This is a genomic window from Nocardia sichangensis, from assembly GCF_047200615.1.
GTDB classification, from domain to species: domain Bacteria; phylum Actinomycetota; class Actinomycetes; order Mycobacteriales; family Mycobacteriaceae; genus Nocardia; species Nocardia sichangensis.
The window spans coordinates 168,522-192,740 of record NZ_JBJZOK010000010.1 but is presented as its reverse complement, the minus strand read 5'-3'; the positions used below and the strand labels follow the sequence as shown (position 1 = coordinate 192,740).

Annotated in this window: 25 protein-coding genes; 12 read left to right on the top strand and 13 right to left on the bottom strand. The window is 69.6% G+C overall.

The features are described from left to right. The 6 genes from ACL03I_RS16645 to ACL03I_RS16620 all read left to right on the top strand — a co-directional run bounded on the left by ACL03I_RS16645 (position 1) and on the right by ACL03I_RS16620 (position 5,487). Positions 1 to 996 carry a sigma-70 family RNA polymerase sigma factor gene (locus tag ACL03I_RS16645; RefSeq protein WP_412806383.1) on the top strand — a complete coding sequence of 332 codons (996 nt, stop codon included), beginning with the start codon at positions 1 to 3 and terminating at the stop codon, positions 994 to 996. Positions 997 to 1,068: 72 nt separating this feature from the next. Beyond that, complete coding sequence (gene lipB / locus ACL03I_RS16640; protein ID WP_355080463.1) at positions 1,069 to 1,704, top strand: lipoyl(octanoyl) transferase LipB; 636 nt, start codon at positions 1,069 to 1,071, stop codon at positions 1,702 to 1,704. A 469-nt stretch (positions 1,705 to 2,173) separates the two neighbouring features. Next, positions 2,174 to 3,301, top strand: coding sequence for a TIGR03364 family FAD-dependent oxidoreductase (locus ACL03I_RS16635; RefSeq protein WP_412806382.1), 1,128 nt, complete (start codon positions 2,174 to 2,176; stop codon positions 3,299 to 3,301). A gap of 249 nt (positions 3,302 to 3,550) precedes the next feature. Beyond that, positions 3,551 to 3,745 carry a hypothetical protein gene (locus ACL03I_RS16630; protein ID WP_355080467.1) on the top strand — a complete coding sequence of 65 codons (195 nt, stop codon included), beginning with the start codon at positions 3,551 to 3,553 and terminating at the stop codon, positions 3,743 to 3,745. A gap of 217 nt (positions 3,746 to 3,962) precedes the next feature. Further along, positions 3,963 to 4,943, top strand: a complete 981-nt coding sequence (locus ACL03I_RS16625; RefSeq protein ID WP_412806381.1) for a DUF5996 family protein — start codon at positions 3,963 to 3,965, stop codon at positions 4,941 to 4,943. Positions 4,944 to 5,223: 280 nt separating this feature from the next. Beyond that, positions 5,224 to 5,487, top strand: a complete 264-nt coding sequence (locus ACL03I_RS16620) for a hypothetical protein (RefSeq protein WP_412806380.1) — start codon at positions 5,224 to 5,226, stop codon at positions 5,485 to 5,487. A gap of 64 nt (positions 5,488 to 5,551) precedes the next feature. Here ACL03I_RS16620 and ACL03I_RS16615 read toward each other — a convergent pair whose 3' ends face one another. Together ACL03I_RS16615 and ACL03I_RS16610 are read right to left on the bottom strand one after the other, a co-directional pair. Next, positions 5,552 to 6,103, bottom strand: coding sequence for a dihydrofolate reductase family protein (locus ACL03I_RS16615; protein ID WP_412806379.1), 552 nt, complete (start codon positions 6,101 to 6,103; stop codon positions 5,552 to 5,554). Between the two features lie 137 nt (positions 6,104 to 6,240). Continuing rightward, the gene (locus ACL03I_RS16610) at positions 6,241 to 6,828 is read right to left on the bottom strand and encodes an NADPH-dependent FMN reductase (protein ID WP_412806378.1); all 588 of its coding nucleotides are present in this window, start codon (positions 6,826 to 6,828) and stop codon (positions 6,241 to 6,243) included. A 299-nt stretch (positions 6,829 to 7,127) separates the two neighbouring features. On the opposite strand from ACL03I_RS16610, the gene ACL03I_RS16605 reads away from it, so the two are divergent. Next, positions 7,128 to 10,358, top strand: coding sequence for a BTAD domain-containing putative transcriptional regulator (locus ACL03I_RS16605; RefSeq protein ID WP_412806377.1), 3,231 nt, complete (start codon positions 7,128 to 7,130; stop codon positions 10,356 to 10,358). Here the strand turns inward: ACL03I_RS16605 and ACL03I_RS16600 are convergent. Further along, the gene (locus ACL03I_RS16600; RefSeq protein WP_355080518.1) at positions 10,336 to 10,617 is read right to left on the bottom strand and encodes a hypothetical protein; all 282 of its coding nucleotides are present in this window, start codon (positions 10,615 to 10,617) and stop codon (positions 10,336 to 10,338) included. The genes ACL03I_RS16605 and ACL03I_RS16600 overlap by 23 nt on opposite strands. 377 nt (positions 10,618 to 10,994) lie before the next feature. Here ACL03I_RS16600 and ACL03I_RS16595 point away from each other — a divergent pair, with 377 nt between their 5' ends. Next, positions 10,995 to 11,150 (top strand): hypothetical protein, encoded by a 156-nt coding sequence (locus ACL03I_RS16595; RefSeq protein WP_355080477.1) that lies wholly within the window; start codon positions 10,995 to 10,997, stop codon positions 11,148 to 11,150. A 65-nt stretch (positions 11,151 to 11,215) separates the two neighbouring features. Here ACL03I_RS16595 and ACL03I_RS16590 read toward each other — a convergent pair whose 3' ends face one another. Genes ACL03I_RS16590 through ACL03I_RS16555 form a run of 8 tightly spaced genes read right to left on the bottom strand, consistent with a single transcriptional unit; the run spans position 11,216 to position 18,848 of the window. Next, on the bottom strand, positions 11,216 to 12,157 hold the full coding sequence (locus ACL03I_RS16590; RefSeq protein WP_412806376.1) for an ABC transporter substrate-binding protein: 942 nt from the start codon (positions 12,155 to 12,157) through the stop codon (positions 11,216 to 11,218). 32 nt (positions 12,158 to 12,189) lie between these two features. Next, complete coding sequence (locus ACL03I_RS16585) at positions 12,190 to 12,897, bottom strand: class II aldolase/adducin family protein (protein ID WP_355080481.1); 708 nt, start codon at positions 12,895 to 12,897, stop codon at positions 12,190 to 12,192. Between the two features lie 14 nt (positions 12,898 to 12,911). Then, on the bottom strand, positions 12,912 to 14,081 hold the full coding sequence (locus tag ACL03I_RS16580) for an LLM class flavin-dependent oxidoreductase (protein WP_355080483.1): 1,170 nt from the start codon (positions 14,079 to 14,081) through the stop codon (positions 12,912 to 12,914). Then, positions 14,078 to 15,178 carry an LLM class flavin-dependent oxidoreductase gene (locus ACL03I_RS16575; RefSeq protein WP_412806375.1) on the bottom strand — a complete coding sequence of 367 codons (1,101 nt, stop codon included), beginning with the start codon at positions 15,176 to 15,178 and terminating at the stop codon, positions 14,078 to 14,080. The genes ACL03I_RS16580 and ACL03I_RS16575 overlap by 4 nt, the downstream gene beginning before the upstream one ends. Next, the gene (locus ACL03I_RS16570; protein WP_412806374.1) at positions 15,175 to 16,200 is read right to left on the bottom strand and encodes an ABC transporter substrate-binding protein; all 1,026 of its coding nucleotides are present in this window, start codon (positions 16,198 to 16,200) and stop codon (positions 15,175 to 15,177) included. The genes ACL03I_RS16575 and ACL03I_RS16570 overlap by 4 nt, the downstream gene beginning before the upstream one ends. Next, positions 16,197 to 16,976, bottom strand: a complete 780-nt coding sequence (locus tag ACL03I_RS16565) for an ABC transporter ATP-binding protein (protein WP_356965291.1) — start codon at positions 16,974 to 16,976, stop codon at positions 16,197 to 16,199. Before ACL03I_RS16565 ends, ACL03I_RS16570 begins: the two co-directional genes overlap by 4 nt. Beyond that, positions 16,973 to 17,812, bottom strand: coding sequence for an ABC transporter permease (locus ACL03I_RS16560; RefSeq protein WP_355080490.1), 840 nt, complete (start codon positions 17,810 to 17,812; stop codon positions 16,973 to 16,975). The genes ACL03I_RS16565 and ACL03I_RS16560 overlap by 4 nt, the downstream gene beginning before the upstream one ends. Position 17,813: 1 nt before the next feature. Then, positions 17,814 to 18,848, bottom strand: a complete 1,035-nt coding sequence (locus ACL03I_RS16555) for an NrtA/SsuA/CpmA family ABC transporter substrate-binding protein (protein ID WP_355080492.1) — start codon at positions 18,846 to 18,848, stop codon at positions 17,814 to 17,816. 257 nt (positions 18,849 to 19,105) lie between these two features. Here ACL03I_RS16555 and ACL03I_RS16550 point away from each other — a divergent pair, with 257 nt between their 5' ends. The 3 genes from ACL03I_RS16550 (at position 19,106) to ACL03I_RS16540 (ending at position 21,255) form a co-directional block, all read left to right on the top strand. Beyond that, entirely contained in the window at positions 19,106 to 19,855 is a 750-nt protein-coding gene (locus tag ACL03I_RS16550) for an IclR family transcriptional regulator (protein WP_355080493.1), read from the top strand. 145 nt (positions 19,856 to 20,000) lie between these two features. Next, on the top strand, positions 20,001 to 20,828 hold the full coding sequence (locus ACL03I_RS16545) for an SAM-dependent methyltransferase (RefSeq protein ID WP_364433425.1): 828 nt from the start codon (positions 20,001 to 20,003) through the stop codon (positions 20,826 to 20,828). 73 nt (positions 20,829 to 20,901) lie between these two features. Further along, positions 20,902 to 21,255 carry a hypothetical protein gene (locus tag ACL03I_RS16540; RefSeq protein ID WP_355080497.1) on the top strand — a complete coding sequence of 118 codons (354 nt, stop codon included), beginning with the start codon at positions 20,902 to 20,904 and terminating at the stop codon, positions 21,253 to 21,255. Here the strand turns inward: ACL03I_RS16540 and ACL03I_RS16535 are convergent, their stop codons facing one another. Next, positions 21,256 to 22,272: an NADP-dependent oxidoreductase gene (locus ACL03I_RS16535; RefSeq protein ID WP_412806373.1), complete on the bottom strand. Its 1,017-nt coding sequence runs from the start codon at positions 22,270 to 22,272 to the stop codon at positions 21,256 to 21,258. It lies immediately after the preceding gene. A 469-nt stretch (positions 22,273 to 22,741) separates the two neighbouring features. Here ACL03I_RS16535 and ACL03I_RS16530 point away from each other — a divergent pair, with 469 nt between their 5' ends. After that, positions 22,742 to 23,548: an LLM class flavin-dependent oxidoreductase gene (locus ACL03I_RS16530; RefSeq protein WP_412806372.1), complete on the top strand. Its 807-nt coding sequence runs from the start codon at positions 22,742 to 22,744 to the stop codon at positions 23,546 to 23,548. Positions 23,549 to 23,557: 9 nt separating this feature from the next. Here ACL03I_RS16530 and ACL03I_RS16525 read toward each other — a convergent pair whose 3' ends face one another. Continuing rightward, complete coding sequence (locus ACL03I_RS16525; RefSeq protein ID WP_355080503.1) at positions 23,558 to 24,181, bottom strand: LysE/ArgO family amino acid transporter; 624 nt, start codon at positions 24,179 to 24,181, stop codon at positions 23,558 to 23,560. Between the last annotated feature and the right edge of the window lie 38 nt (positions 24,182 to 24,219).

Genomic DNA, 24,219 nt, shown 5'->3' with positions numbered 1-24,219 from the left:
ATGACGATCGGCGCCGACTTCACGGCCGAGACGATGGCCTACCGGCCGGAGTTGCTCGCGCACTGCTACCGCATGCTCGGGTCCGTCCACGATGCCGAGGACCTGGTGCAGGAGACCTTGGTGCGGGCCTGGCGTGCCGCCGACCGGTTCGACGAGCAGCGGGCTTCGCTGCGCACCTGGCTGTACCGGATCGCCACCAATGCCTGCCTGACCGCGCTCGAACAGCGTGGCAGGCGGGCCTTGCCCACCGATCTGAACGGACCGGCCGCCACTCTCCGGACCCGGCCGGCCCGGCATCCCGAAGTGTCCTGGCTGGAACCGATTCCCGACGCGCTGCTCGGCGGCTCGGCCGATGATCCGGCGACCGTGGTGGCCGCGCGCAGCGGCATCCGCCTGGCCTTCATCGCCGCGCTGCAATATCTGCCCGCCCGCCAGCGCGCGGTGCTCATCCTGCGCGACGTGCTCGCCTGGTCCGCCGCAGAGGTCGCCGACCTGCTCGGCACCTCCCCCGCCGCGGTCAACAGCGCGCTGCAACGCGCCCGCGCCCAGCTCGAGAAGGCCACCCCCATGATCGATCGGACGTCCGAGTCGTTGAGCCCCGGTGAGCGCGCGATGATCGACCGCTACGTCACCGCTTTCGGCAACGGTGATATGGACGAGTTGAGCAAGCTGCTGCGCGACGACGTGGTGCTCGAAATGCCGCCCGCCCTGCTGTGGTTCGCGGGCCGCGCCCACGTAGTGGGTTTCTTCGCGGCCAAGGCGGCCCGGGACGGCGACACCTGGCGCGCCGTGCCGACAGCCGCCAACACCCAGCCCGCCGTCGCCTATTACCTGCGCGACGCGGACGGGACCCACCGCGCGCACTCCATCCACGTTCTCGGCACCAGGGATACCGCCATAGAACGCATCACCGTCTTCCTCGGCGACGAATTGTTCCGGCCGTTCGGGTTGCCGACGGTGCTTCGACGGCCGAACGAGAACTCCATACCGGAGTGATGCTCGGTGCGGACGACTGCACAGGCGATGGGGTCGAATTCCCGGTGCGGCGGGGAGCGCTATCGTCGGAGCATGCGAGCCCGGCCGTTGACTTTGATCCAGGACGACCTCGTCGACTACGACAAGGCCATGGAACGCATGGGAGAGCTGGTCGAAGAACGCCACAGCGGCGCGCGGCCGGACACCCTGTGGCTGCTGAGCCATCCGCCGGTCTACACCATCGGGCGGAAGACGCCGCAGGAGCACCTGCCGGACCCGGCACACGACATCCCGGTCGTGCGGACCACCCGCGGGGGCCAGCTCACCTATCACGGTCCCGGCCAGCTGGTCGGCTATCTCATCGTCCGGCTCGATTCCGGCGAAGGGGTGGTGGACTACATCCGCGAGGTCGAGTTCCGCCTGATCGAGGCACTCGGCCGGTTGGGCGTGCCCGCCGAACGCCGCGACACTCCGCCCGGCTCCGAACTGCTCACCGGCGTGTGGACCCGACACACCGGCCGCAAGATCGTCTCCATCGGCATGCGCCAGAGCCGAGGGATCACCAGTCACGGCTTCGCCCTCAATGTGAACGGCGACCTCGAGCCATGGCACTGGGCCGTCGCGTGCGGGCTCCCCGACGTCGATATGTCCTCCGTGGCCAGGGAATCCGGCGCGGCCACCATGGAGCAGGTGCGCTCCATGGTCGCCACCGCTTTCGAGGCGAGCTGAACTCCGCCCGCGAACGATCCGCCGCTCGCGGCGGCGACCTCGACGGCTGATCGCGCTCGTGGTCGACAGCCGCGCCACCTCGGAGCGGCGCTCCACCAGTCCGCCGAGCAGGCTACCCAGCTGCGCGCGGCCTGCTGCTGCCGAGATGCTGCCGGATTTGTTCCAGAACCACGAACTCCGTTGGGGAGTCACGAAACGGCGACGCGACCGGATCGACAGAGAGCTACCCGCATCCATCCGCACACCGGACCCGGCGCAGGCGGACCGCCGAACGCCGCAACGAAAGTAGCCCCGACACAGACGATTACGACCAGGATCGGCGCATGCCGATCAGTTGGCGAGGCGGGCCTCGAAGGCGATCCCGTCACCACGGGCGAGCGACCGGACGCGCTCGACGGGCTCGCGGTGGTTAACCTCACGTTCGCGCGGACCACACCGATCGGTCCAGACCATTTGCCATCCTCGGTCCATGCGATTGGCGATCATCGGGGGCGGCATCCTCGGCACCGCACACGCCATGGCCGCGATCCGCCGCGGGCACGAGGTCGTGCAGCTGGAACGGGAACTCGAAGCGCGCGGTGCGACCGTGCGCAACTTCGGCCTGGTCTGGGTGTCGGGCCGGTCGGCCGCGGAACTGGATCTCGCTCTGCGTGCGCGGAGGCTGTGGGAGGAGATCGGCGGGAAAGTGCCCGGCGTCGGTTTCCGGCCCTCGGGCTCGCTCACCTTGGTGCGCGCCCCGGAGGAATTGGCCGTCGCCGAGGCCGCGGCGGCCGGCCCCGGAGCCGAGGCACGTGGCTTCGCCTTGCTCGACCCCGAACGCGTCCGCGCCGTCAATCCCGCTCTGCGGGGCAAATTCCTTGCCGGACTGCATTGTTCGACCGACGCGGCCGTAGAGTCGCGCCAGGCGCTGCCCGCGTTGCGCGCCTATCTCACCGCGAGCGGGCGCTACACCTTTCATTCCGGCACGGAAGCCAGGGAAGTCGCCGACACCGGTTCCGGCGTGCGGGTGCGCGACGACCGTAGTCGTTTCTTCGATGCCGACCTCGCGCTCGTCTGCCCCGGCGCCGCGCACACGGGCCTGGTCAGGGAACTGGCCGGAGCGCTGCCCGTGCGGCGGGTCCGGCTACAGATGATGCAAACCGCTCCGCTGGGTGAGCCGCTTCCCACGGCCGTCGCCGACGGCGACACTTTCCGCTACCACCCCGGCTTCGCCGGTCCCGAGGTCGACGCGCTGAACCGGGAGCAATCGCAGACCGCGACCGCCGCAGAGCATGCGATGCAACTGCTGTGCGTCCAGCGCCTGGACGGCGGATTGACCATCGGCGACACCCACGAGTACACCGAGCCGTTCGCATTCGACCTGGACGACGCTCCTTACGAGCACCTGACGTCGGTGACCGAGGAGTTGCTGGGTCGCAGACTGCCACCCGTGGTGCGTCGCTGGGCAGGCGTGTACAGCCAGAGCGCCGATCCCGGCGCCGCGGTCACCCGCGTACGAGCCGAACGCCATGTCTGGGTGATCACCGGACCCGGCGGTCGCGGCATGACCCTCGGCCCCGTCCTCGGCGAGGAAACCGCCGACCTACTGGAACTCTGAGGAACGGATTCTGGTTCTGCCGGGACGGTTTCGAGGCCGGGCCGCGCCGCGGTGAGCGGTGCGGGAGGGCGCGTCCGGTCGCGCAATTATGCGTTACCAGACGTATCCCAAATTCCGTGTGCCCGGGTGCTGGCACACCACGAAATCCGCGCGTCGATTCGCGCAGGCGCACGCGACGTGTGAAGAATGCTCGCAATCACGAAAGTAATTGTCCGCCTGGGGATAACGCGCCATATGGAGCGGACGGGGATGACTGGAGAAATAGCGGTGGTACTGCTGTGGGTGGTGATCGTTGCCATCGTCGTGGTCCTGCTCGGCGGTGCGGCCGCGGCGATGGTGTGGGATCCGAATCCCCGCCGGAAAGCCCGGGCGACCGATCGGAGCGCAGCGCTGCCGTTGGCGGGCATGCCATCGCCGCACGACAGGTGGCCCCGGCGATCTTGACGCTTCGCCCCGCCGCGAGCCGTTCCTTCTGGTCCGCCGAGCCGATCGGTCCGAGCTGCCGCCACAGTCCGCGATGTTGCCAAACAGTTGCCAACCGTTTGGCATGTTCTGCTTCACGACGTAGGCGCACCGGGTACGGTGGGCGCTGCGCTGCGCCTTCGCAGGCGTCCGCGTGCGGCACTGGCACCGAGAATCCCGAGACGACGGAGGTGCGGCAGTGACAGGCTCAGAAACCGCGCCCGAGCCGTGGCCGGTGTTGCGCGTCGATGACTGGACTCCCACACGGGAGACGCTGCACATGTGGACGCAGATCATCGGCAAGATCAGGCTCTCACACACCCCGCTGGTCAACCATTGGTGGCAGGTCACCTTCTACGTCAGCCCGAGAGGGCTGACCACCTCCGCCATTCCGCACCCGGCAGGATGCTTCGACATCGAATTCGATTTCCTCGATCATCGACTGCACATCCGGTCCAGCGACGGCCGTAGCAGGCAGGTCGCGCTGGAACCCAAACCGGTAGCCGTCTTCTACGCCGAAACCGTCGCGGCGCTAGAGGAACTCGGGATTCCGGTGCGAATCGAGGCCAAGCCCAACGAGGTCGAACTCGCCATCCCGTTCGCCGACGACTACGAACATCGCTCCTACGACGCCGCGGCCGCCACCTTGTTCTGGCGGCAACTGCTGGCCGCCGACCGGGTCATGCACGAGTTCCGCGCGCGCTTCATCGGGAAAGTGAGTCCGGTGCACTTCTTCTGGGGCGCGATGGACTTGGCGTGCACCCGTTTCTCAGGGCGGGCGGCTCCGCGACACCCGGGTGGCGCGCCGAACTGTGGCGACTGGGTCATGATCGAGGGTTACTCACACGAACTGAGCAGTTGCGGCTTCTGGCCTGGCGGCGGGTCGGAGGGCGCCTTCTACGCCTACGCGTACCCGGAGCCCGCGGGATTCGCCGAACACCCGGTCGGCCCGCGAGAAGCCTTCTACAGCCGGGAGAACGGCCAGTTCCTCCTGCCGTACGAGGCCGTTCGCACCGCCCCCACCCCGGAACGCGCGCTGCTCGAATTCCTCGAGACGACCTACGAGGCCGCCGCCGATCTGGGCCACTGGGACCGCGCCGCCCTGGAAGCCGACCCGCACCGCTGGAAGCACAAGCGCCGAGCGCACGAGATGGGCACGCCACGGCCGCCGGGCGAGTGATCCGGCATGGCGCCGCCCGTCGCCGATTCCTTCGGGGCGAGGGCGTGACGCCCGCCTTCTACGGTCCGCGAGGACAGCATGGATCCACCGTTGAGTGACCCGTACAACGGCACGTTGGTCAGGGTAGAGATTTCCTCAACCGCGAGGGCAACTTGATCAAAGCCGCAGTTCGCAGCCCGTTTCGCGACACATAGCTTCCCACCGATGGGAACGCGCTATCCGGTGGATCACCGATGAATGTATCGTTATATGACGGCACGTTAATCGACGGGATGAACTAATGGACAACACCAGCAAGCGCGTGACAGTGCGTCGAGTGGTGGCCTCGGCGCTGATCGGCGGAGCGGTCGTTATGGCGGCGGCAGTCGCTTCGCCCGAATCCACGGTGACCACCACAGCCGACCGGTACTCCCACAACCCCGCCGACAAGCGCGGTTCCGGAGTGGGCGAGCGCGCCCGGAGCAGCAACCACGGCGGATACCAAGGACGCAACGAGCGCCCGTGCCAGTACACCCCAGAGGGCTACTGCACCGGAGGGCGTTGATACCCATACCGGCGGCGAGCCGGATCGCCCGGGCGGCCCGAACGGGCCGCCCGTCCGCGTGCGATCAGCCCTCGGCCGGACCGTAGGACAGGTGGACGACGCCATTGGCGTAGACCTCGTGCTCTTTGAGCGCGAGCTTGGTCGCGTCGACGCCGTCGCTCCACAAGCGCTTGCCCGTCCCGAGTGCGATCGGGTAGACGAACAGGTGCAGATCATCGATCAAGCCGTCGGCGAGCAACGCCCGCACCAGTGTGCCGCTGCCGCTGATGTAGATGACGCCGTCGATCTCGTCCTTCAGCTTGCGGATGACCTCCGGGTCGTAGGCGCCGACGCGGGTGCTGTTGGCCCACTCCACCTGCGGCTCGCTCGCACCGACGACGTATTTCGTCGTGTCGTTGAAGAACGGCGCCCCCGGGTCGTCCTCGACGGTGCGGGTCGACCAAGCCGGTGCGAACATCTCGAAAGTGGTGCGGCCCAACAGGATCGCCTTGGACGCCGAGGTGATCGCCGCGAGGGTCTCCCCCATCTTCGGGTCGAACCCGTACTCGAAGGTCCAGGACGGATCCTCGTACACGCCGTCGAGGGCGATGAACTCGTGGACTGCGATGGTTCCCATGTTTTTCCTTTCATCGGGTGCGGCGGTCGCCGGGTGCGGCCCGGTGCCGCTGTCGACAACGACTCTGCTGGCCGCGCCTTACGGTTTGTTTACGGTCGGTCCGTCGTTTCGGGCGAACCGGTGTTCGAGGTTGCTTTCTACCGCACGAACGGCGTTTCGGCCCGCGCCTGGCGCAAGGCGCGGGCCCACCACATGAGCTGGTCCAGCGTGGCGTCGACGGCCTCGTCGAGTTCCGCGTCGCGGCGCGGCCAGCTGCCGTCGCTCGCGAAGCGCTGCCAGACCTTGGTCACGGTGACCGTGCGGCGGATGGGGACCGCGTTCAGTTCGCCGAAGACGGGACGCAACTGGGCGGCGGCGTGACCGCCGTCGGCGTCGCCGCCGTATCCCACCACAGTCACCGGTTTGCCGGCCCACTCCGCGTCGAACCAGTCGACGGCATTCTTCACCGCGGCCGGAAAGCTCCGGTTGTACTCCGGAGTGACCAGGACGAACGCGTCCGCGGCGGCCAGCCGTTCGCCGAGCGCGCGGACGGCGGGCGGTAGCGGCTCGTCGGGATCGGGTAATCGATCGGGCAACCCGGTCTCCGCGAGATCGATCCGGTCCACGTCGATATCGCGGCGGCGGCCCAGCCGCCCGGCGAACCACTCCGCCACCGTGGGGCCGAAGCGACCTGTGCGGGTGCTGCCCACGATCAGCGCCACCCGTACCCGGCGGGGTCCCTTCATCGCACGTCACGCACCGGTGGCGCATCGGCTCCCGGCCTCGTGTGTCGATCGGCGTCGCCCGGCACCCGTCGCTGTCCGGGTACCGGGTGCGCCCTGCGGTCCCCGCGCGGTCTGTTCAGACAGGCAGACGCCTCCTCGATAGGACTCTCACCACCGCTGATTCGACGTGCGATAGTCGCGATGAGTGGCATATCGTGCTTTCCTTCCACGAGTTCCGCCTTCGGCGTTCTCATCGTGGGCGCGCCATCTTCCGATTTGTTTGCGGTCGCCTTCCGCCGCCGCTCGCATAGGCTGCCCCAATGCGTTTCGGGGTGCTGGGTCCCTTGACGGTCTGGACGGATGCGGGCGCCGTAGTGCCGATTCCGGGGGCCAAGGTGCGGGCACTGCTGGCCGACCTGCTGGTCACGCCCGGCCAACCGGTATCGGGCGACCGGCTGATCGACGACATCTGGACCGACGACCCGCCCGGCAATCCGGCGGGCACGCTGGCGGCGAAGGCCTCGCAACTGCGCAGGGCGTTGGAAGACGCCGAACCCGGCGGCCGGGACCTCGTGGTGTCCCCGCCGCCCGGGTATCGGCTGGCCGCCTCCGACACCGACGCGCAGGAGTTCCGCGCACTGGTGGCGTCCGCGCGAGCGACGACCGACACCGCCGAGCGGGCCCGGGCGCTCGCCGCGGCGGTCGCTCTCTGGCGCGGGCCCGCGTTCGCCGATTTCCGGGACGCGGCATTCGCCCAGCCCGCCATCGCGCAACTCGAAGAGCAGCGCTTGGTGGCGGTGGAGGAACTGGCGGAGGCGCGGCTGACGCTGGGCGAGTACCGCGAAGTGGCCGGCGAGCTCAGCGAAGTCGTGACGGCGCATCCGCTGCGCGAGCGGCTGCGCGCGGCCCACCTGCGCGCGTTGTACGGCGCGGGAAGGCAGGCCGAGGCGCTCGACGGTTACGAGGATCTGCGCAGGCACCTCGCCGACGAACTCGGCATCGATCCGAGCCCGGAGCTGGTCGCGCTGCAGCGCGCGCTCCTGGCCCAGGATCTGCCGCAGGCCGCGCCGCCGGAGATCGTGGTCGCCCGTCGGCGCAGCTCGAACATTCCGGCGCAGCGCACCGAGCTGATCGGCCGCGACAGCGACCTCGCGCAGTTGTGCGACGCCGTCGAGAACGCCAGGCTGGTCACGCTCACCGGGCCCGGCGGCGTGGGCAAGACGCGCTTGTCGCTCGCCGCCGCGGCGGTGCTGCCCCAGCGATTCGCCAACGGCACCTGGCTGGTGGAACTGGCCGCGCTGCAACCGACCGCGACCGATGCCGCCACCTTCCTCGCCGACGCCGTGGCCGGTGTGCTCGGCATCCGTGCCGCCGACGGCGCCGACATCACCGCGTCGTTGTGCGAGGCGCTGGCCGAACAGGAACTGCTGCTCGTCCTGGACAATTGCGAGCACGTGGTGGATCGCGCCGCCGATCTGGCCGAGACGCTGCTCGGCGCGGCTCCCCGGCTGCGCATCCTGGCCACCAGCCGGGAACCGCTGCGGCTGCCCGGTGAGGACGTCGTCGCGCTGCGACCCCTCGATGTGCCCGCGCGGGACGCGGCGTTCGACGAGATCGCCCGAGCGGGAGCGGTGCGGCTGTTCGTAGCCCGAGCGCGCGCGGGCGCCCGTGATTTCGCGCTCGACGCCGACGCCGCGACCTCGGTCGCGACGCTGTGCCGCAGGCTCGACGGCATACCGCTGGCATTGGAACTCGCCGCCACCCGAGTACGCGCGCTGGGCGTGCACGAGATCGTCGCCCGGCTCGACGACCGCTTCAAGCTGCTGGCCACCGGGCATCGCGGCGTGCCGCCGCGGCAGCAGACGCTGGCGGCGATGATCGACTGGAGCTGGGGACTGCTCGACGCGACCGAGCAGGCGGTGTTGCGCAGGCTCGCGGTGCACACGGGCGGCTGCACCCTGGCGGCCGCGGAGACGGTGTGCTCGGCGGGCGCCGAGCCCGCGGTGGACGCGTCGCTCGTCGCCGACGTGATCGGCAGGCTGGTCGACCGGTCGTTGGTGCACCCGGCGGGACAGCGCTACCGCTTGCTGGAATCGGTGGCCGCGTTCAGCCTCGACCGGCTGGCCGATGCGGGCGAGTTCGACGCGGTGCACCTCGCCCACCATCGGTATCACCTGGGTCAGGCCGAGCGCGCCGAGCCCGAGCTGTACGGCGCCGACCAGCGTCGCTGGTTGCGTCGGCTGGACGACGAATCGGCCGATCTACGCGCGGCGCTGGACGGTTTCGTGCGCGCGGGCGACGCGGATCAGGCCCTGCGGCTGGTGAACGCGCTCGCCTGGTACTGGCAGCTGCGTGGCAGGCCGACCGAGGCGCGGCGCTGGCTCGACGCCGCGCTGGCGCTCGGCGGCTCGCCACGGCACCGGGCGCGAGCGCTGGCGTGGAGCGTCGGATTCGCTTTCCAGCAAGGCGATTTCGAGGACGGTTCGGCCAAGCGCGCCGCCGTGTTCGATCTGTACGACATGGTCGACGATCCGGCCGGGCGGGCGCGCGCGGAACTCTTCCTCGGCTTCTCCGCACTGGACTCCGGTGACGTGCAGGAGTTGGAAGCGCTGCTGCGCAAAGCTCTTCCGGTCTGCACCGATCTCGGCGACCGCTGGGGTGTGGCCGCCGCGCACGTCGCGCTGGCCAAGGCAGCCCACAATCGGGTCGATCTCCCGGCGCTGGAGCGGCACGCCCGCACGGCCGCCCGGCTGTTCGCCGAACTCGACGACCGCTGGGGCAGGCTCCAGGCCGCCGAATGGCTCGGCGGCCTGGCCGAACTCACCGGCGATCTGACCTCAGCCGCCGATATCCACGCCGAAGCACTCGGCTTGGCGCAGGAGCTGGAGCTGTGGGGGCAGGCGTGCACCCATCTGTGCTGGCTGGGCTGGATCGCCATGCAGCACACCGATTTCGGCCGGGCGCGGGCGCTCGGCGAACAGGCACAGCGCATCGCGGCCGAACACGGGTACGAGCCGGGCCGGTTGTTCGCCGCGCTCGTGCTCGCTTTCACCGCGCGCCGCGACGGCCGAACCGCTGCCGCCGAGCGAATTCTGCGCGAACTACTCGCCCTCCCGCTGGCCGCGGGTGAGGAGACGCCGCTGTTCCTGCCGATGCTGCAAGTCGAGCTGGGCTACATCCTGGAACAGCGCGGCGAACCGAGCACCGCGTTCGACCTCTATCTGACCGCGTTCGACGGCGCGCAACGCATCGGCGCACCACGCGACACCGCCTTCGCCCTGGCCGCGCTCGCCTCGGCGCTCACCGAGCTGGGCCTGCCGGAGATCGCGGCACAGCTGCTCGGCTCGGCGGCGGCGGTGCGCGAGGCCAACGGCATCGCGCTGCTTCCGGCCGAACGCCCCGACATCGACCGTCCGGCGAACCGCGCCACCGTGGCGCTCGGCGAGCACGCCTTCACCGAGCGCCACGCCGCGGGAACGCGGTCGACGCCACTCGAGGCGCGCGACCTCGCGGCCCGCGCGGTTGGGGTCAGCCGACGATCGAGTTCATGATCGTGCCCGCGCTCGTGGCCACCGCGCCACCGGCCATCGCGCTGGCGACCATCTTCGGCGACTGCAGGGTGCCGCCGTTCCATTTCTCCCACGCGAATCTGCCCCCGCCGTAAGTGATCGCCGTGATGCCGGACAGCTGCACCAACCAGGTGAAGTAGCGGCCCATCTGCATCAGTTTGTCCGCCAGCGGCGGCTCTTCGGCGGTCGGATTATCGAATTGCTGCGCGATCACTGTGTCGTGCAGCGCGGCGAGAATCATGCTCACGTTCGTGCTCCTTTTCGCATGCCGAGGTGATGCCGGAGACAATTCGAGAGAAAGAGCTGCGCTACCGAGACGTTCGGCGCGCCACGGGCACTGCGAGGCCCACGGCCGCCGTTCCGGCGGTTCCGCGTCGTGATCGTATCCCGTTTGCCGGATAATTGCCGGAAAACGCGCGACAAGATCGATTAGACCGCATTGCGAAGGGGTGTTCCGCGCGACACACCGTCGTGCGCATGATTCAACTCACAGCCCTTCCCCGTGCCGGACAAGGCTGCGACCTCTAGGATTTCATTAGGTGCAGGGGCTGATATGACATCGGTGCAGTGCGGCGCCGAACCTTCCGCTGAGATCACCGTGACCGCGGGGAGGGCACAATGCACACCGCTTTCTTGATTCCACTGCTCATCACACTATTGATCGTCACGGCGACGGCCGTTGTGGCCGGTTACGCCACCGTCGTCGCAGCCTATTGGTTCGAGCTGCGCTCCACCGAAAGGCACGGCGGCCGTCCGGATATCTCGCCGCGCTGACCTTCCCGGACAGCCGAATGGGCCGGGGATCGCTGCGACACCCCGGCCCGCCCGTTTCCTCCGATTTACGCCGTTACGCCGGATTCGGCGCGCACCGCGTCGCCGATCCACGGCACGACCGCGTCCCGGACCCGCACCGTCCGCGGCAGCAGGCCGTTGGCGGCCAGGAGATCGGCCGCATGCTGCTGTTCGTCCAGGAAGTCCTCGGAAACGGGTTCGACACCGAAGGGCCTGCCACGCAGCGCGGCTTCCCACGCGTCCAGGCTCGCCGTCCCGCCGCGAGCCACCACGTCGTCCACGAAGTACTGGGCGGCCGCGCGCGGGTTCGCCTTGATCCACGCGTCCGACTGTTGCAGAGCCGTGATGATCGCCGTCAGCGCCTCGCGGTTGCCTTCGGCGAAGTCCCGGCGGGTGAACCACAGCGAGGGGTGGCTGAACAGCGATTCGGTGTCGACGAGAGTGCGCAGGTCGGCGGCCGCCTCGACCGCGGCCAGACCCGGATACGCGCCGACCCACGCGTCGAGGTCGCCGCGCAGCAGAGCCGCGCCGCCGTCGTGCACGTCGACGTCCACCGGCTCGATGTCCTTCCAGGCCAGGCCCGCCTGGTCCAGCGCGAACAGCGCGAGCGTGGTCTGCCAGGAACCGTGGGCGATGCCGACCCGCTTGCCCTTCAGATCCAGCACCGTCTCGATGCCGGAATCGGCCTTGGCGACCAGGCGGCCGTTCTCCACCCGCGGCCCGGAGATACCGACGTAGACGATGTCGCGGCCGTTGGCGAGCGCGGTCACCGGCGGCGTGAAGCCGGTGCCGATGAAGTCGTAGCCGCCGTCGAACAGATGATCCGAATGCAGCGACGGCAGTCCGCGCTCGGGGTCGACCGGAGCCGGGCGCGGCAGCTCGCGCAGGTCGACCCATTCCACGTCGGGCAGCAGGTTTTCCAGGATGCCACGGTGGCGCAGGACGAACAGGGAGTTGTTGTGCGGGAAGTAGCCGACACGAATGGTCATGATCGCTCCTCGATCTCGATGTGCGGGGCCGGTCAGATCAAGCCGCGGCGGCGCGCCTCGTCGGCGAGACCGGTGCGGCCCCACTGCACCGCGAGATTTGACGGGTCGAATTCGACCGAGCCGCCGAGGGTTTCGGCGATCGCCTGATATTGCGCGCCCTCCTCCAGCAGCACCACGAACTTCGCCAGCTCCAGCAGTCCCGAGCGTCCGATGACGTTCGCGCCGCCGTTGGCCTCGAAGATCGCGACCAGATCCGGGTCGTCGACCAGCTTGGACAGGATGAAATCGCCCGCGCCGATGCTGCGGTCGATGTGCGGCGGAACGGCCCGGGACAGGGTCAGCCGCTGCGCGGCCGCGTAGCGGATCGGCAGCGTGCGATGGGTCTGCGCCCATCCACCGAGCCACGGTGTGTGGATGTGCACCACGGAGGTGATCTCCGGATGCGCGCGGAACACCTTCGCGTACCCGGTGACGAATCCCGCGGAGCCGGTGCCGGACAGCACCTCGCCGTCGAAGGTGGCGACCACCGGCGCGACGGTGCGGTCATCGGCCCACGGGCCCGGTTCGTTCAGAGCGACGGCGATCTCCTCGCCGGGCACTCGCTCCACGAAATTGACGGTGCCGTTGCCCGCGACGGTGCCGGTCTCCCGGAACACCCGGAATGCCTTCTCGGCGTCGCGAACAGCGGCGGCGACGAAAGCGGTGACGGACTCCGGCAACCGGGTCTCGGTGGTGGTCATGGTCTCTCCTGAATCTATCGAGCGGGGGAAAGGGATGCCGCGGCGGCGGACGCGGTGAGCCGGGATCGGCCGAGCAGCGGGAGCACCTCTTCGCCGACGCGGTAGGCCTCCTCGAGATGCGGGTTGCCCGCGAGGATGAACGCGTCGACGCCGAGATCGATCAGCTCGTCGAGCCGCTGCGCCACCTGTTCGTAACTGCCGACCAGGCCGAACGCGGGACCGCCTCGGATCAGGCTGAATCCGCACCAGACGTTGGGTTCGACCTCGAGGTCCCGGTAGCCGGTGATGGTCTCGGGCACCCAGCCCTGGATGCGGGCGGCCCCGACCGAATCGCCCTTGGCGGCGCGCTCGGCCGCGCCACGGTCGACGAAAGCCCAGCCCTTCTCGATCTCCGCCCAGGCCGCTTCCTCGGTGTGGCGGGCCAGGACGTCGATGCGGACGGCGAATTTCGGTGTACGGCCGATGGTTTCGGCGTTCGCGCGGACGCCGTCGAACTTGGCGCGCAGATCGGCGAACGGCTCCAGCCAGGACAGGTAGTAGTCGGCGTGTCTGCCCGCGGCGTGCACCGCGGCGGCGGACGACCCCGAGAAGTACACCTCGGGGAAAGGCTGACCGGCGATGCCCGGCGCGAGCGCCGCACTCTCGGTGCGGAAGAACCGGCCGTCGTGGTCGTAGGGCTCGCCGTCCCACACGCCGCGCAGCACGTCGAGGAATTCGCTGGTGCGGGCGTAGCGGTCGTCGTGGGCGACCTTGTCGCCCCACCACAGCTGGGCGGGACCACCGCCGCCGCTGATGATGTTGTAGACCAACCGGCCGCCGGTCGCGCGCTGCAGGCTCGCCGACATCCGCGCGGCCTGCACCGGATGCAGGAAGCCGGGCTGGAAGGCGACCATGAACCGGTAGGTGGTGGTCTCCCTGGCCAGGGCCGCCGCGACCGCCCACGGGTCGTCGGTCACGGGGAACGACGGCAGCAGGCCGCCGAGGAATCCGGCCGATTCGGAAGCCTTCGCGACCGCGGCCATGTGGTCGATGTAGCCGTAGCCGTCGAGCGCGCCGTCGCGGATGGCCGGTGCGATATTGCCCGGCCCGTAACCGTTGGCGTGGCCGCGGTTGTAGCGGCGCGGCGTGCGCAGCGACGCGTGGTCGCCTTCCATGCCGATGCGCCAGTAGATGTCGATGGTCATGCGGTTGCCTCCTGCGCGGTCAGCGTGCGGCCGGCCGGGTCGGCGAGGAACAACAGGTGTTCGCCCGCGCGGTGCAGTTCCTCGATGTGCGGGTGTCCCGAGAGCACCACGCTGTCGACGCCCGCCGTCACATAGGACGAAAGACGGTGCGCTACTTGCTCATAGCTGCCGACGAGGCCGATGTTCGCGGCGTATCCGAGTTCGGCGAACCCCGCCCAGCGGCCGTCGCCCAGATCGTGTTGCCGCGCGCCGGTGCCGTCCGGGCGCACCTCGCGCCACTGACGTTCGACGCGGGCCCACGCCTCGTCCTCGGTTTCCCGCGCGACGACCGGCAGCTCCAGTCCGGCGCGCACCGCACGTCCCGCCGCCGTCGCGCGTTCGCGCAGGGCGGCGATCGCGGTATCCACGCCCGCCGCGGTCTCGGTGAAGACGTGCACGTCCCCGTGCTGGGCCGACAGCTCGAGCGCCGCCGCGGAATCGCCGGACAAGTAGACCGCCGGAAACGGCAGCCCGGAGAGGATGCCGCGGAAACCGCCGTCGATCACGTCGTAGTACGTGCCTTCGTAGTGGAATCCGGTACCGGCGAATCCCGCCGACGGCACCGGAGCGTCGTTCCATACGCCACGGGCGACGGTCAGGAACTCCGCGGCCCTGGCGTAGCGGTCGTCACCGGTGACGCGATCACCGCGTGCTCGCGCGTCCTCGGTATCGGTGTCCATGGCCAGCTGCCAAGCCAGGCGACCACCCGAAATGCGTTGCAGGGTAGCCGACATCTTCGCGGCATAGACCGGAGTGCCGAAAGCGGGCTGGAATTCGACGACGACGCGCGAGTACCGCGTGCCGCGCAGCGCGCCGCCCGCCACGATCCACGATTCCTCGCCGTGCGGATCATAGGGCGCGAGCACGCCGTCGAGCCCGGCCAATTCGGCGGCGTCGATGATCTGGGCGAGGTCGTCGAACGGACCGAACCGCCCCGGCCGCAGGTCGGTCACGGGCGTCACCGGCGCGGGCCCGCCGAATCCGCCGCGGTTGCGTCGATCTCGGCGGGCGTGGCGGCCGTCTCCGCGGGAAGGCAGGCGCCACAGGAACTCCGTCATGCGGGGACCTTCCCGGACTCGACGATCTCCCTGGCCCGGGCCAGCGGCTCGGGCGCGACCCAGGAATCCAGGTCGAAGTCGGCGGCGAGGAATCCATGCGTGTAGAGGAATTGCTTCTGCACGCCGATCAGCTCGATCCGCTCGTCCGACAACGAGGGGTGCAGATCCCGGTGGAAGTTCTCGCCGTACGCCGCGACGACCCCCTCCGGACCGGACAGTGTTTCCCGCTGGAGCACGTCCCGCACTCCCGTCAGATTGCCCGCGGCCCAGTCCGCCGCGCGCAGGCTCTGCGCGAGGAACTCGACGACCACCTCCGGACGCGCCTGGAGTAGCTCCTCGTGCACGGTGATGGGGCGGGGCGTGCCGTTGTTGACCCGGAAGCGTTTGGCCTCGGTGGCGTCCAGGTCCACCGCGACGCGCAGGCCGTGCTCCCTGGCGACCTCTTGCGCGCGGGCCCCCTTGACATAGATGGCGTCCACCTCGCCGCGCAGCAACTCCTCGACGCCCCAGGTGACCACGCGGCGATTCGCCTGGACCTCCGTGCGCACCTGCGGGTTCCGCTCGACGCCGATCTCGGTCACGCGGACGTCGGCGAGCGTATGTCCACCGAGACGCAGCGCGTTCGCGAAACCGTGCAAGGCCATCGCGCGGGGAAAGCTGCGCGGCTGGTCCTGCGCCCACGCCGGGACGCCGATGCGCAGACCGGCCAGCTCGGCGGGGCCCCCGACAGTGGATTCCGGACCGACCAGAATGGCTTGCGCCTCATCGATCCAGGTCAGTCCGATCAACCGGGTCGGCGAGCCCTGGGCGCGCGCAGCCAGGGCCGGAACGTTGCCGCCCTCGCGGATCAGCCCGGACAGGTCGTGCAGGAAATGGTGGCCGGCCAATTCCGGCCCGGCGTCCTGCAGGACGCCGAACTCGAGCCCGGCCCGGGCGGCGGCGTCGCCGAGCCAGCCGAGGCTGTGCGCGAGCCCGCTCGCGGTGGGCACCGGGCAGCGGGTGTACCAGAGGGTGTCGGTCATGAGGCACTCCTTGGAGCGGACGTGGTGCTACCCACGCCGAGCCGGCTGAGGAAAAGTGATCGGAAATGCAGGGTTTCGGGGTCGGCGCGGTCGCGCGGACGGGCCACGTCGATGTCGACGTCCACGGCGAAGCGCCCTTTGTCCAGGATCAGTACCCGGTCGGCCAGGCGGATCGCCTCGTCGACGTCGTGGGTCACCATGAGCACCGCGGGACGGTGCCGGGCCACCAGATCGCCCACCAGATCCTGCATCTGCAGGCGGGTCAGCGCGTCCAGCGCCGCGAACGGCTCGTCGAGCAGCAGCAGTTCCGGTTCGCGAACCAGGGCGCGTGCCAGCGCCGCGCGCTGCGCCTCGCCGCCGGAGAGCGTGGCGGGCCATTGCCTGGCTTTGCCGTCGAGGTTGACCTCGGCCAGTGCGCGTAACCCGGCTTCGCGGTTGTGCCGGGAACGCCGCTGTCCGACGATCACGTTCGCCAGCACCCGTTTCGAGGGGATCAGCCGCGGCTCCTGGTAGACGGTGGTGCGCCGCGCCGGGACGAGCACCTGTCCCGCGTCCGGCGCCTCCAGTCCGGTGAGCAGGCGCAGCAGTGTGGTCTTGCCGGTGCCGCTGGGCCCGAGCAGGACGACGAACTCGCCGCGCCGGATGGTGAGGTCGACGCCGTCGAGCACGGTCTTGGCGCCGAACGACTTGCGCAGGCCGGTGATCGAGACGGCGACCGGCTCCTCCCCGGCGGGTGCGGTGACCACCTCGGCTCCAGGTTCGGTAATGGTGGTCATCGGATCGCCACCTGTCCGCGCCATGGCATAGCGAAGCGCTCCGCCAGCCGCACCAACCCGTCGAAGACCAGGCCGAGCAGTGCGTACAACACCACGCACAGCACCATGTAGTCGGTGCGGTTGTACTCCTGGGCCAAGGTGACCAGGTAGCCGACGCCCTCCTTGGTGCCGACCTGCTCGGCCGCGATGAGACCGGTGATGCTGATCGACAGGCACACGCGCAGCGCCATCAGCACGCCGGGCAGCGCTGAGGGGAGGATGACCTCCAGCACCAGCCGCGGCCCGATCAGACCGAAACTGCGGGCGGCCTCGACCATCTTGCGATCGACGTTGCGCACGCCGAGATAGGTGTAGGCGTACATCGGCGCGACCGTCGCTACGGCGATGAGCAGCACCTTGTACAGCTCGTCGATGCCGAACCAGGCGATGAACAGCGGCACCAGCGCAAGGAACGGCACCGCGCGCAGGATCTGCATGGTCGAATCGACCAGTTCCTCACCGAGACCGGACAACCCGGAGACCAACCCCAGCGCCAGCCCGATGGCCACGCCGATCCCGACGCCGAACGCGGCGCGGGTGAACGACGCCACCGCGAAGTCGAACAACTGGCCGGTGCCGAGCAATTCGGTGAACGCCGTCCACACCGCGGGCGGTCCCGCCAGCACGCGCTCGGAGATCGCTCCGCTCGCGGAACCCGCCCACCAAGCTGCCACGATCACTGCCGGGAGCAGGAACCGCAGCGGCACGGAAAACCATGCGGGCCTGCGCTTGCCGACGCGCGTGCGGGGCGGGGCGAGCTCCGTCGGCCCCAGCCCGGCCGCCACGACGACCGCCATCTCAGCTGCCCGCCTTCACCGATGCCAGCTGCTCGGGCGTCAGCTTCGACTTCAGGTCGTAGAAGATGTCGGCGGCGGTGACCTTGCGGGTGACGACGCCGTTGTCGAAGAAGGTGTTCACCACGTCGGCCAGCGCGGTGGCGTCGGTCTCGTTCGGCAGGTGCGGCACGGTGGCCTCCGCCCCCACCCGGTAGGCGTCCGACAGCCGCTGGCCCGACAGGGCGCGCGGGCCGGTCTTCTCGAAGACGTTCTCGAACTCGGCGGGGTTGGCGCGCTGCTTCGCCGTGAGGTCCTGCAGCACTTCGAGGTATTTCGCCGCGATGTCCGGACGCTGATCGAGCACCTCGGTGCGGAACACCACCACCGAGTTGTCGTTGGAGCCGATGCTCTTCTCCGTGGCGATCTCGACGCCGCCGTTGGCCTTGGCCTCCTGGTAGGGCACCAGGAACGACGACCAGCCGTCCACCTTGCCGGTCGCGAACGCCGAGGCGGCGTCCTTCTGCTGCAACGGAACCCTGGTCACCTTGTCGGCCGGGACGCCTGCCTGCGCGAGCGCCTTGAGCAGGATGTATTCGCCCTTGGCCGCCGGGTTCACCGCCACGCGCCTGCCGACCAACTCGGCGACCGAGTGCACGCCCGATTCCGGAGTGACGATGATGCCGCTCTGATCCTTGCCCGCTGGATCCTGTACCGCGACGATCCGCACACCGACGTCCTTGGACAGCGCGCCGACGACGGGGCTGAACGCCGCGCCGGAGACGTCGAGTTCTCTGGTGTTGAACAACTTCAGGTTGGAGCTGAAGCCGGGGGTGATGCTGACCCACTCGATCTTCGCGCCGAGTGGTGCCAGCGCGGCGTCGAAGGTGCCGTCGCGCTTGCCGACCGCCAGCGGCCCGGAGTTCCCCGGGTCGGCGACCTTGAGCACGAAGGAAGCGCCTGCGCCGGTGTCGCGGTCGGTGTCCGAACCACACGCGGCGACGAGTGCGACTAGGGGAACGATCGCCAGCGCGATGCGCATGAGGGCTTGCCGCCACATCGTGAGGACTCCTTGTCCGAATCGTCGATCAATGCTCTCGGAGAGTAGGGACGGCAGCGCGGGGTCACGAGGTAATGCTTTCCGTAGATCGGAAAGCTTGACATATCGAGCTCTCTGTACTGCCCGGACTTAATGCGACTGTGAATGTGGATCGGACCCCGCCATCGCCGATCGGTCCACGCTGCTCACACGAGAGTTTTCCAAATAACGGAAAGAGCAAACTCTCTGGTCCGCATGCTTGTGTTACCGTCACAGTCGTGGAACCCTCCGGCGTGCAGACCGTCACCCGCGCCCTCTCCGTGCTGGACTGCTTCCGTGACGGCCGGGAGCGCGGCGTCTCGGAGGTCGCGCGGCAACAGGGTCTGGCGGTCAGCACCACGCACCGGCTGCTGACCACGCTGGTGCAGGCGGGTTTTCTGGAGAAGAACGCCGAATCCAGTCGATACCGCATGGGCGGCGCGCTGGCCGAGTGGGGGCAGATCGCCTACCGCCAGCACCGGATCTACCTCGCCGAACCGTATCTGGAGCAGCTCGCGGGCACCACCGGGGCAAGCTGCTCGGTCGCCACCCGCCACGGCATCCACGCCGTGCTGCTCGGCACCAGCCGGTGGCGGGAGACCGACGGGCACAAACTGCAGGGCGTGCGGCTGCCCCTGCACGCCAGCGCGCTCGGCAAGGCCCTGCTCGCCTGGTCCGAGGCCACCGACGAGCAGTTACGCGAACTCCCCTACGACGAGGGCACCGAGCGCTCGGTATCCGGCCCCGGTGAACTGCGCGCCGAGCTGGTCACCACGCGGGAGCGCGGATACGCCTACAACGACGAGGAACTCGATCCGGGCTTCCGCACCATCGGCCTGCCCATCCTCGATCCGGCGGGCCGCTGCCGGTTCGCACTCGGTCTGCGCGGCCCCACGACACTGATGATTCCCGAACGGGTGCCGTTCTTCGTCGAACTCGCGAAGGTCACCGCCCAGGAGATCGCGGCCAGATTCGCCGCCGCCGACTGACTCTCCGGAAACGGACCAATCGGCCGAATTACCGCTCATTGTGGATGCGTCACCCTATTCTTGACGCGTAATTCGTAGCGCGAGGTCGCCTTTGGAGGCGACAGGGGTGCGGCGCCGGTCCTGCGTCGCCGGGAAAGGAGTCGCCATGCCGGACGGTCACGCGCAAGTGCGCGCCGGATCGTCGACCAAGCTCGACACGAGCCTCCCCCATGAGGCACGGGTGTACGACTACTGGCTCGGGGGCAAGGACAACTACCCCGCCGACCGCGCCCTCGGCGACACGGTCGCCATGCACATCCCCGGTATCCGCGACATGGCCCGCGCCAACCGCGCGTTCCTCGGCCGGGCGGTGCGCCATCTGGCCTGCGAGGCGGGCATCGATCAGTTCCTCGACATCGGCCCCGGTCTCCCCACCGCGGGCAACACGCACGAGGTGGCCCAACACACCGATCCGGCCGCGCGGGTGGTCTATGTCGACAACGATCCGCTCGTGCTCGCTCACGCCAGAGCACTGATGGCGAGCACGCCGCAGGGCAGGATCGCCTTCCTGGACGCGGATCTGCGCGATCCGAGCGCCATCCTGGACGCACCCGCCTTGGCCGATACCTTCGACCAGGACCGGCCCATCGCGATCCTGCTGGTCGCGGTCATGATGTTCTTCCGCGACAGCGACGACCCGTACGGTGTCGTCGGCCGACTGCTGGACGCGGCCCCGTCCGGCAGCTATCTGGTGCTCACCCACTTCACCGGCGATTTCGACCCGCGCCCGATGGCGCGCGCGGCGGCAGCCGCTCAGCAGGCCGGCATCGCGTTCCAGCCGCGCAGCCACGCGGAGACCGAATCCTTCTTCGCCGGAACGGAACTCGTCGAGCCGGGAATCGTTCCGGTGGACGCGTGGCGCCCGGACACGGATGTCGCCCCGGCCGCGACGCGGTCCGCCTGGTACCTGGCCGGCGTCGGACGCAAACCCTGAGCGGCGTTTGAGCCGCCGCCGTTCGGCAATCACGTCGGAGGAACCGGCGGCCAGGGACGGCGAGGTGGTGAACATGGTCGAAGACGTCGAGAAACGCTGGCGCGATCCGCGCGGGTTCCGGCGCGCCGCGACCTACGTCGCTTCGGTGCTCGCCACCGCCGCGCTGGTCTTCCTGCTGGCCGTGCTGTGGGCCGCGCAGCGCGAGTGCGCGGACGCGGACAACCTGCTGTGCGATACCGCCGCGCAGGTCGCCGTGGTGCTCGGGCCGTCGGTGGTGCTGCTGATCGGCGGCATCGGCGCCTTCGTCGAAACCTACGTGCAGTGGCGCCGCGGCCGGACCTGGCCCATCTGGCAGGGCGCGGGTTGGTTCCTGTTCGTGCTGATGGTGGTCTACCTCGGAATCGGCGGCGGCGCGGTGGCGAGCTGATCAGTCGGCGACCCGCACCACCAGCTTGCCGAAGTTGCGGCCCTCGAGCATGCCGATGAACGCCTCGGGTGCGGCGGCCAAGCCGGACACGACGTCCTCGCGGTACCGCACGCGTCCGTCGGCGACCCACTCGCCCATCTCGCGCAAGAATTCCGGATACAGCTCACGGACGAATTCGCTCTGGATGAACCCGCGCACCGTGAGGCTCTTGGTCAGGATCCGGCTGTAGTAGGCGGGCAGCCGGTCCGGGCCCTCCGGGGCGCCGGCGACGTTGTAGTTTGCGATCAGCCCGCAGACGGGCACACGCGCGTAGGTGTTCAGCAGCGGGTACACCGCGTCCGCCACCGCGCCGCCGACGTTCTCGAAATAGACATCGATGCCGTCGGGGACCGCCGCCGCGAGCTGCTCGGCGAAATCGGGAGCGCGGTGGTCGAGTGCGACATCGAATCCGAGTTCGTTCAGATATTCGACCTTGCGCGGGCCGCCCGCGATCCCCACCGTGCGGGCGCCGTCGATCTTGGCGATCTGGCCGACGGCCGAGCCCACCGGTCCGGTGGCCGCGGCGACCACGAGCGTCTCGCCCGGCTGGGGTCTGCCGATCTTGCGCAGTCCGGCGTAGGCGGTGAAGCCGGGCATGCCGAGCACGCCGAGGGCGGTCGAGACCGGAATCCTGCCGGGGTCGAGCTTGCGCAGTCCGCGCGCCGGGACGACGTCATGGGACTGCCACCCCGAATAGGCCAAGACCACATCGCCTTTCGTCAGCGACGGGTCGCGGGATTCGACCACTTCGGCCACGGTCGCGCCGACCATCACCGCGCCGATCTCGACCGGGTCGGCGTAGGACTTCGCCGAACTCATCCGGCCCCGCATGTACGGATCGAGCGACAGGTACAGGGTGCGCAGCAGAACTTCGCCTTCGCCCGGAGCGGGGAGTTCCGCGGTCTCGGTCCGGAAATTCTGCGCGGTGGGCGCACCCACCGGCCGGGAAGCAAGCACGATTCGCGTCGACTCGACCATGCGCCCACCCTAGCCTCGAGCGCGGGCGCCACCCGCCGATGTCGGTTCGTGTCCGACGACCACCGCCGCAGCGATTCCGACCGGAGGAAGAAGCCGCCGTTCGCCTCCAGTGTCCGGCTCCAGATCCAGCGCGCTCGAGCGCGGTCATGCCCGCTACGCTCGCGACCACGCCGATATCGGCCACGACACCGCGTTCGGCCGGGCTACGGTCCCGACCGCTGGTCGATGCGCTGCCCTCCCGCGAGTCCGACCGATCCGGAATGTCGCGCGGACCACACTGCTCGCCGACTCGCATCGGCCGGTCCGCGACATACGGTCGGCCCACGTCATCCGTGCCCGCCTGCGGCCCGCACCGGAGGCGGTCGCCGAAACTCGCTACGCGGCAGCCGAATCGATGTGAGCGTCCGGGATATCGACTCGAGCGAGCGGAACATTGGCTCGGACGCGAGGTGTTCGTAGCGTCGGAAGCATGACCTTGGAAATCGGCATCATCCTGCCCACCTCGACGCCGGACCCCGCGAAACCCATCCTCGGCGACGCGCGAGCCGCCGCTCGCCTGGCCGAAGCGAGCGGCCTCGACTCGGTATGGTCCACCGATCATCTCGTGGCCAGCGCGCCGATCCTGGACAGCACCGTGGTGCTGGCCACCGCCGCCGCCGCGACCGATCGCATCCGCATCGGGTACGGCGTGATGCTGCTGGCCTTGCGGCCGGTCGCCTGGGCCGCGAAGCAGATCGCCACGCTGCAGTACGTCTCCGGTGACCGGCTGATCCTCGGTGTCGGCACCGGCAACCCGGCGCACGGGGATGTCGGGTGGCGTGCCGCGGGCGCGTCCTTCGCCGAGCGCGGCCGCCGCACGGACGAGGCGTTGAGTCTGCTGCCCGATCTGGTCGCCGGGCGGCCGGTCGTCCTTCCGGACGGCACCGAGGTCGCCTTGGCGCCAGGTGCGACCATGCCGCCGGTGCTCGTCGCGGGCGACGCCGAACGGGCGCGGCGGCGCGCCGCCGCCTATGCCGAAGGCTGGGTCGCCATCGGACTCGAGCCGAGCGAGATCGGCGCGCACGTAGCCGAATTGTCCGCACTCGCTGCGGAATACGGCCGTCCGCCGCTCACTGTGACGGTCGTCGCGCCCCCGCTGGCCACCGATCCCGGTCAGGCCGCCGAGCAACTGTCCGCCTACGCGGAGGCGGGCGCGGCGCGCGTCGTCCTCGCCCTTCCCGGCCCGGAGTGGCAGGCCGGCTACGAGTTCGCCGCGAAGATCAAGGAGCAGTTGTGAGCGCGGCCTTCACCCGATGCACAACAGTCCCAGCCCGAGGACGAGCAGCACCGCCGCGATCACCGAATCCAGCACGCGCCACGCGCGCGGACGGGCGAACAGCGGGCCGAGCAGGCGCGCGCCGAAGCCCAGTGCGGTGAACCACAGCACGCTGGCCAGCATCGCCCCCGCGCCGAGGAACCAGCGATCCGGGCTCGCGTACGTGCTGGCGAGGGAGCCGAGCAGCACCACGGTGTCCAGGTAGACGTGCGGGTTGAGCCAGGTCAGCGCGAGGGAGGTGACCACCGTCGCGCCGAGCGCCGCGGTGGTCCGCCCGGATTCGGCGCTCAGCGCGGCGGAGCCGAACGCCCGCCGTGCCGCCAGCACCGCATAGCCGATCAGGAACGCCGCCCCGGCGTAACGCGCCACCACGAGCACCCCCGGGGCCGACTGCACGACCACGCCGAACCCGCCGACCCCGGCCGCGATCAGCACGATGTCGGACACCGCGCACACCGTCACCACCGCGAGTACGTGCCTGCCACTGATCCCTTGCCGCAGCACGAACGCATTCTGCGCACCGATCGCCACGATCAACGACAGGCCGAAGCCCAAACCTGACACGGCCGCCACCACCGCCGAGGAAACGCTCACGTCCAGCGACGCTAAGGCCGCGGATCATACCCAGACAA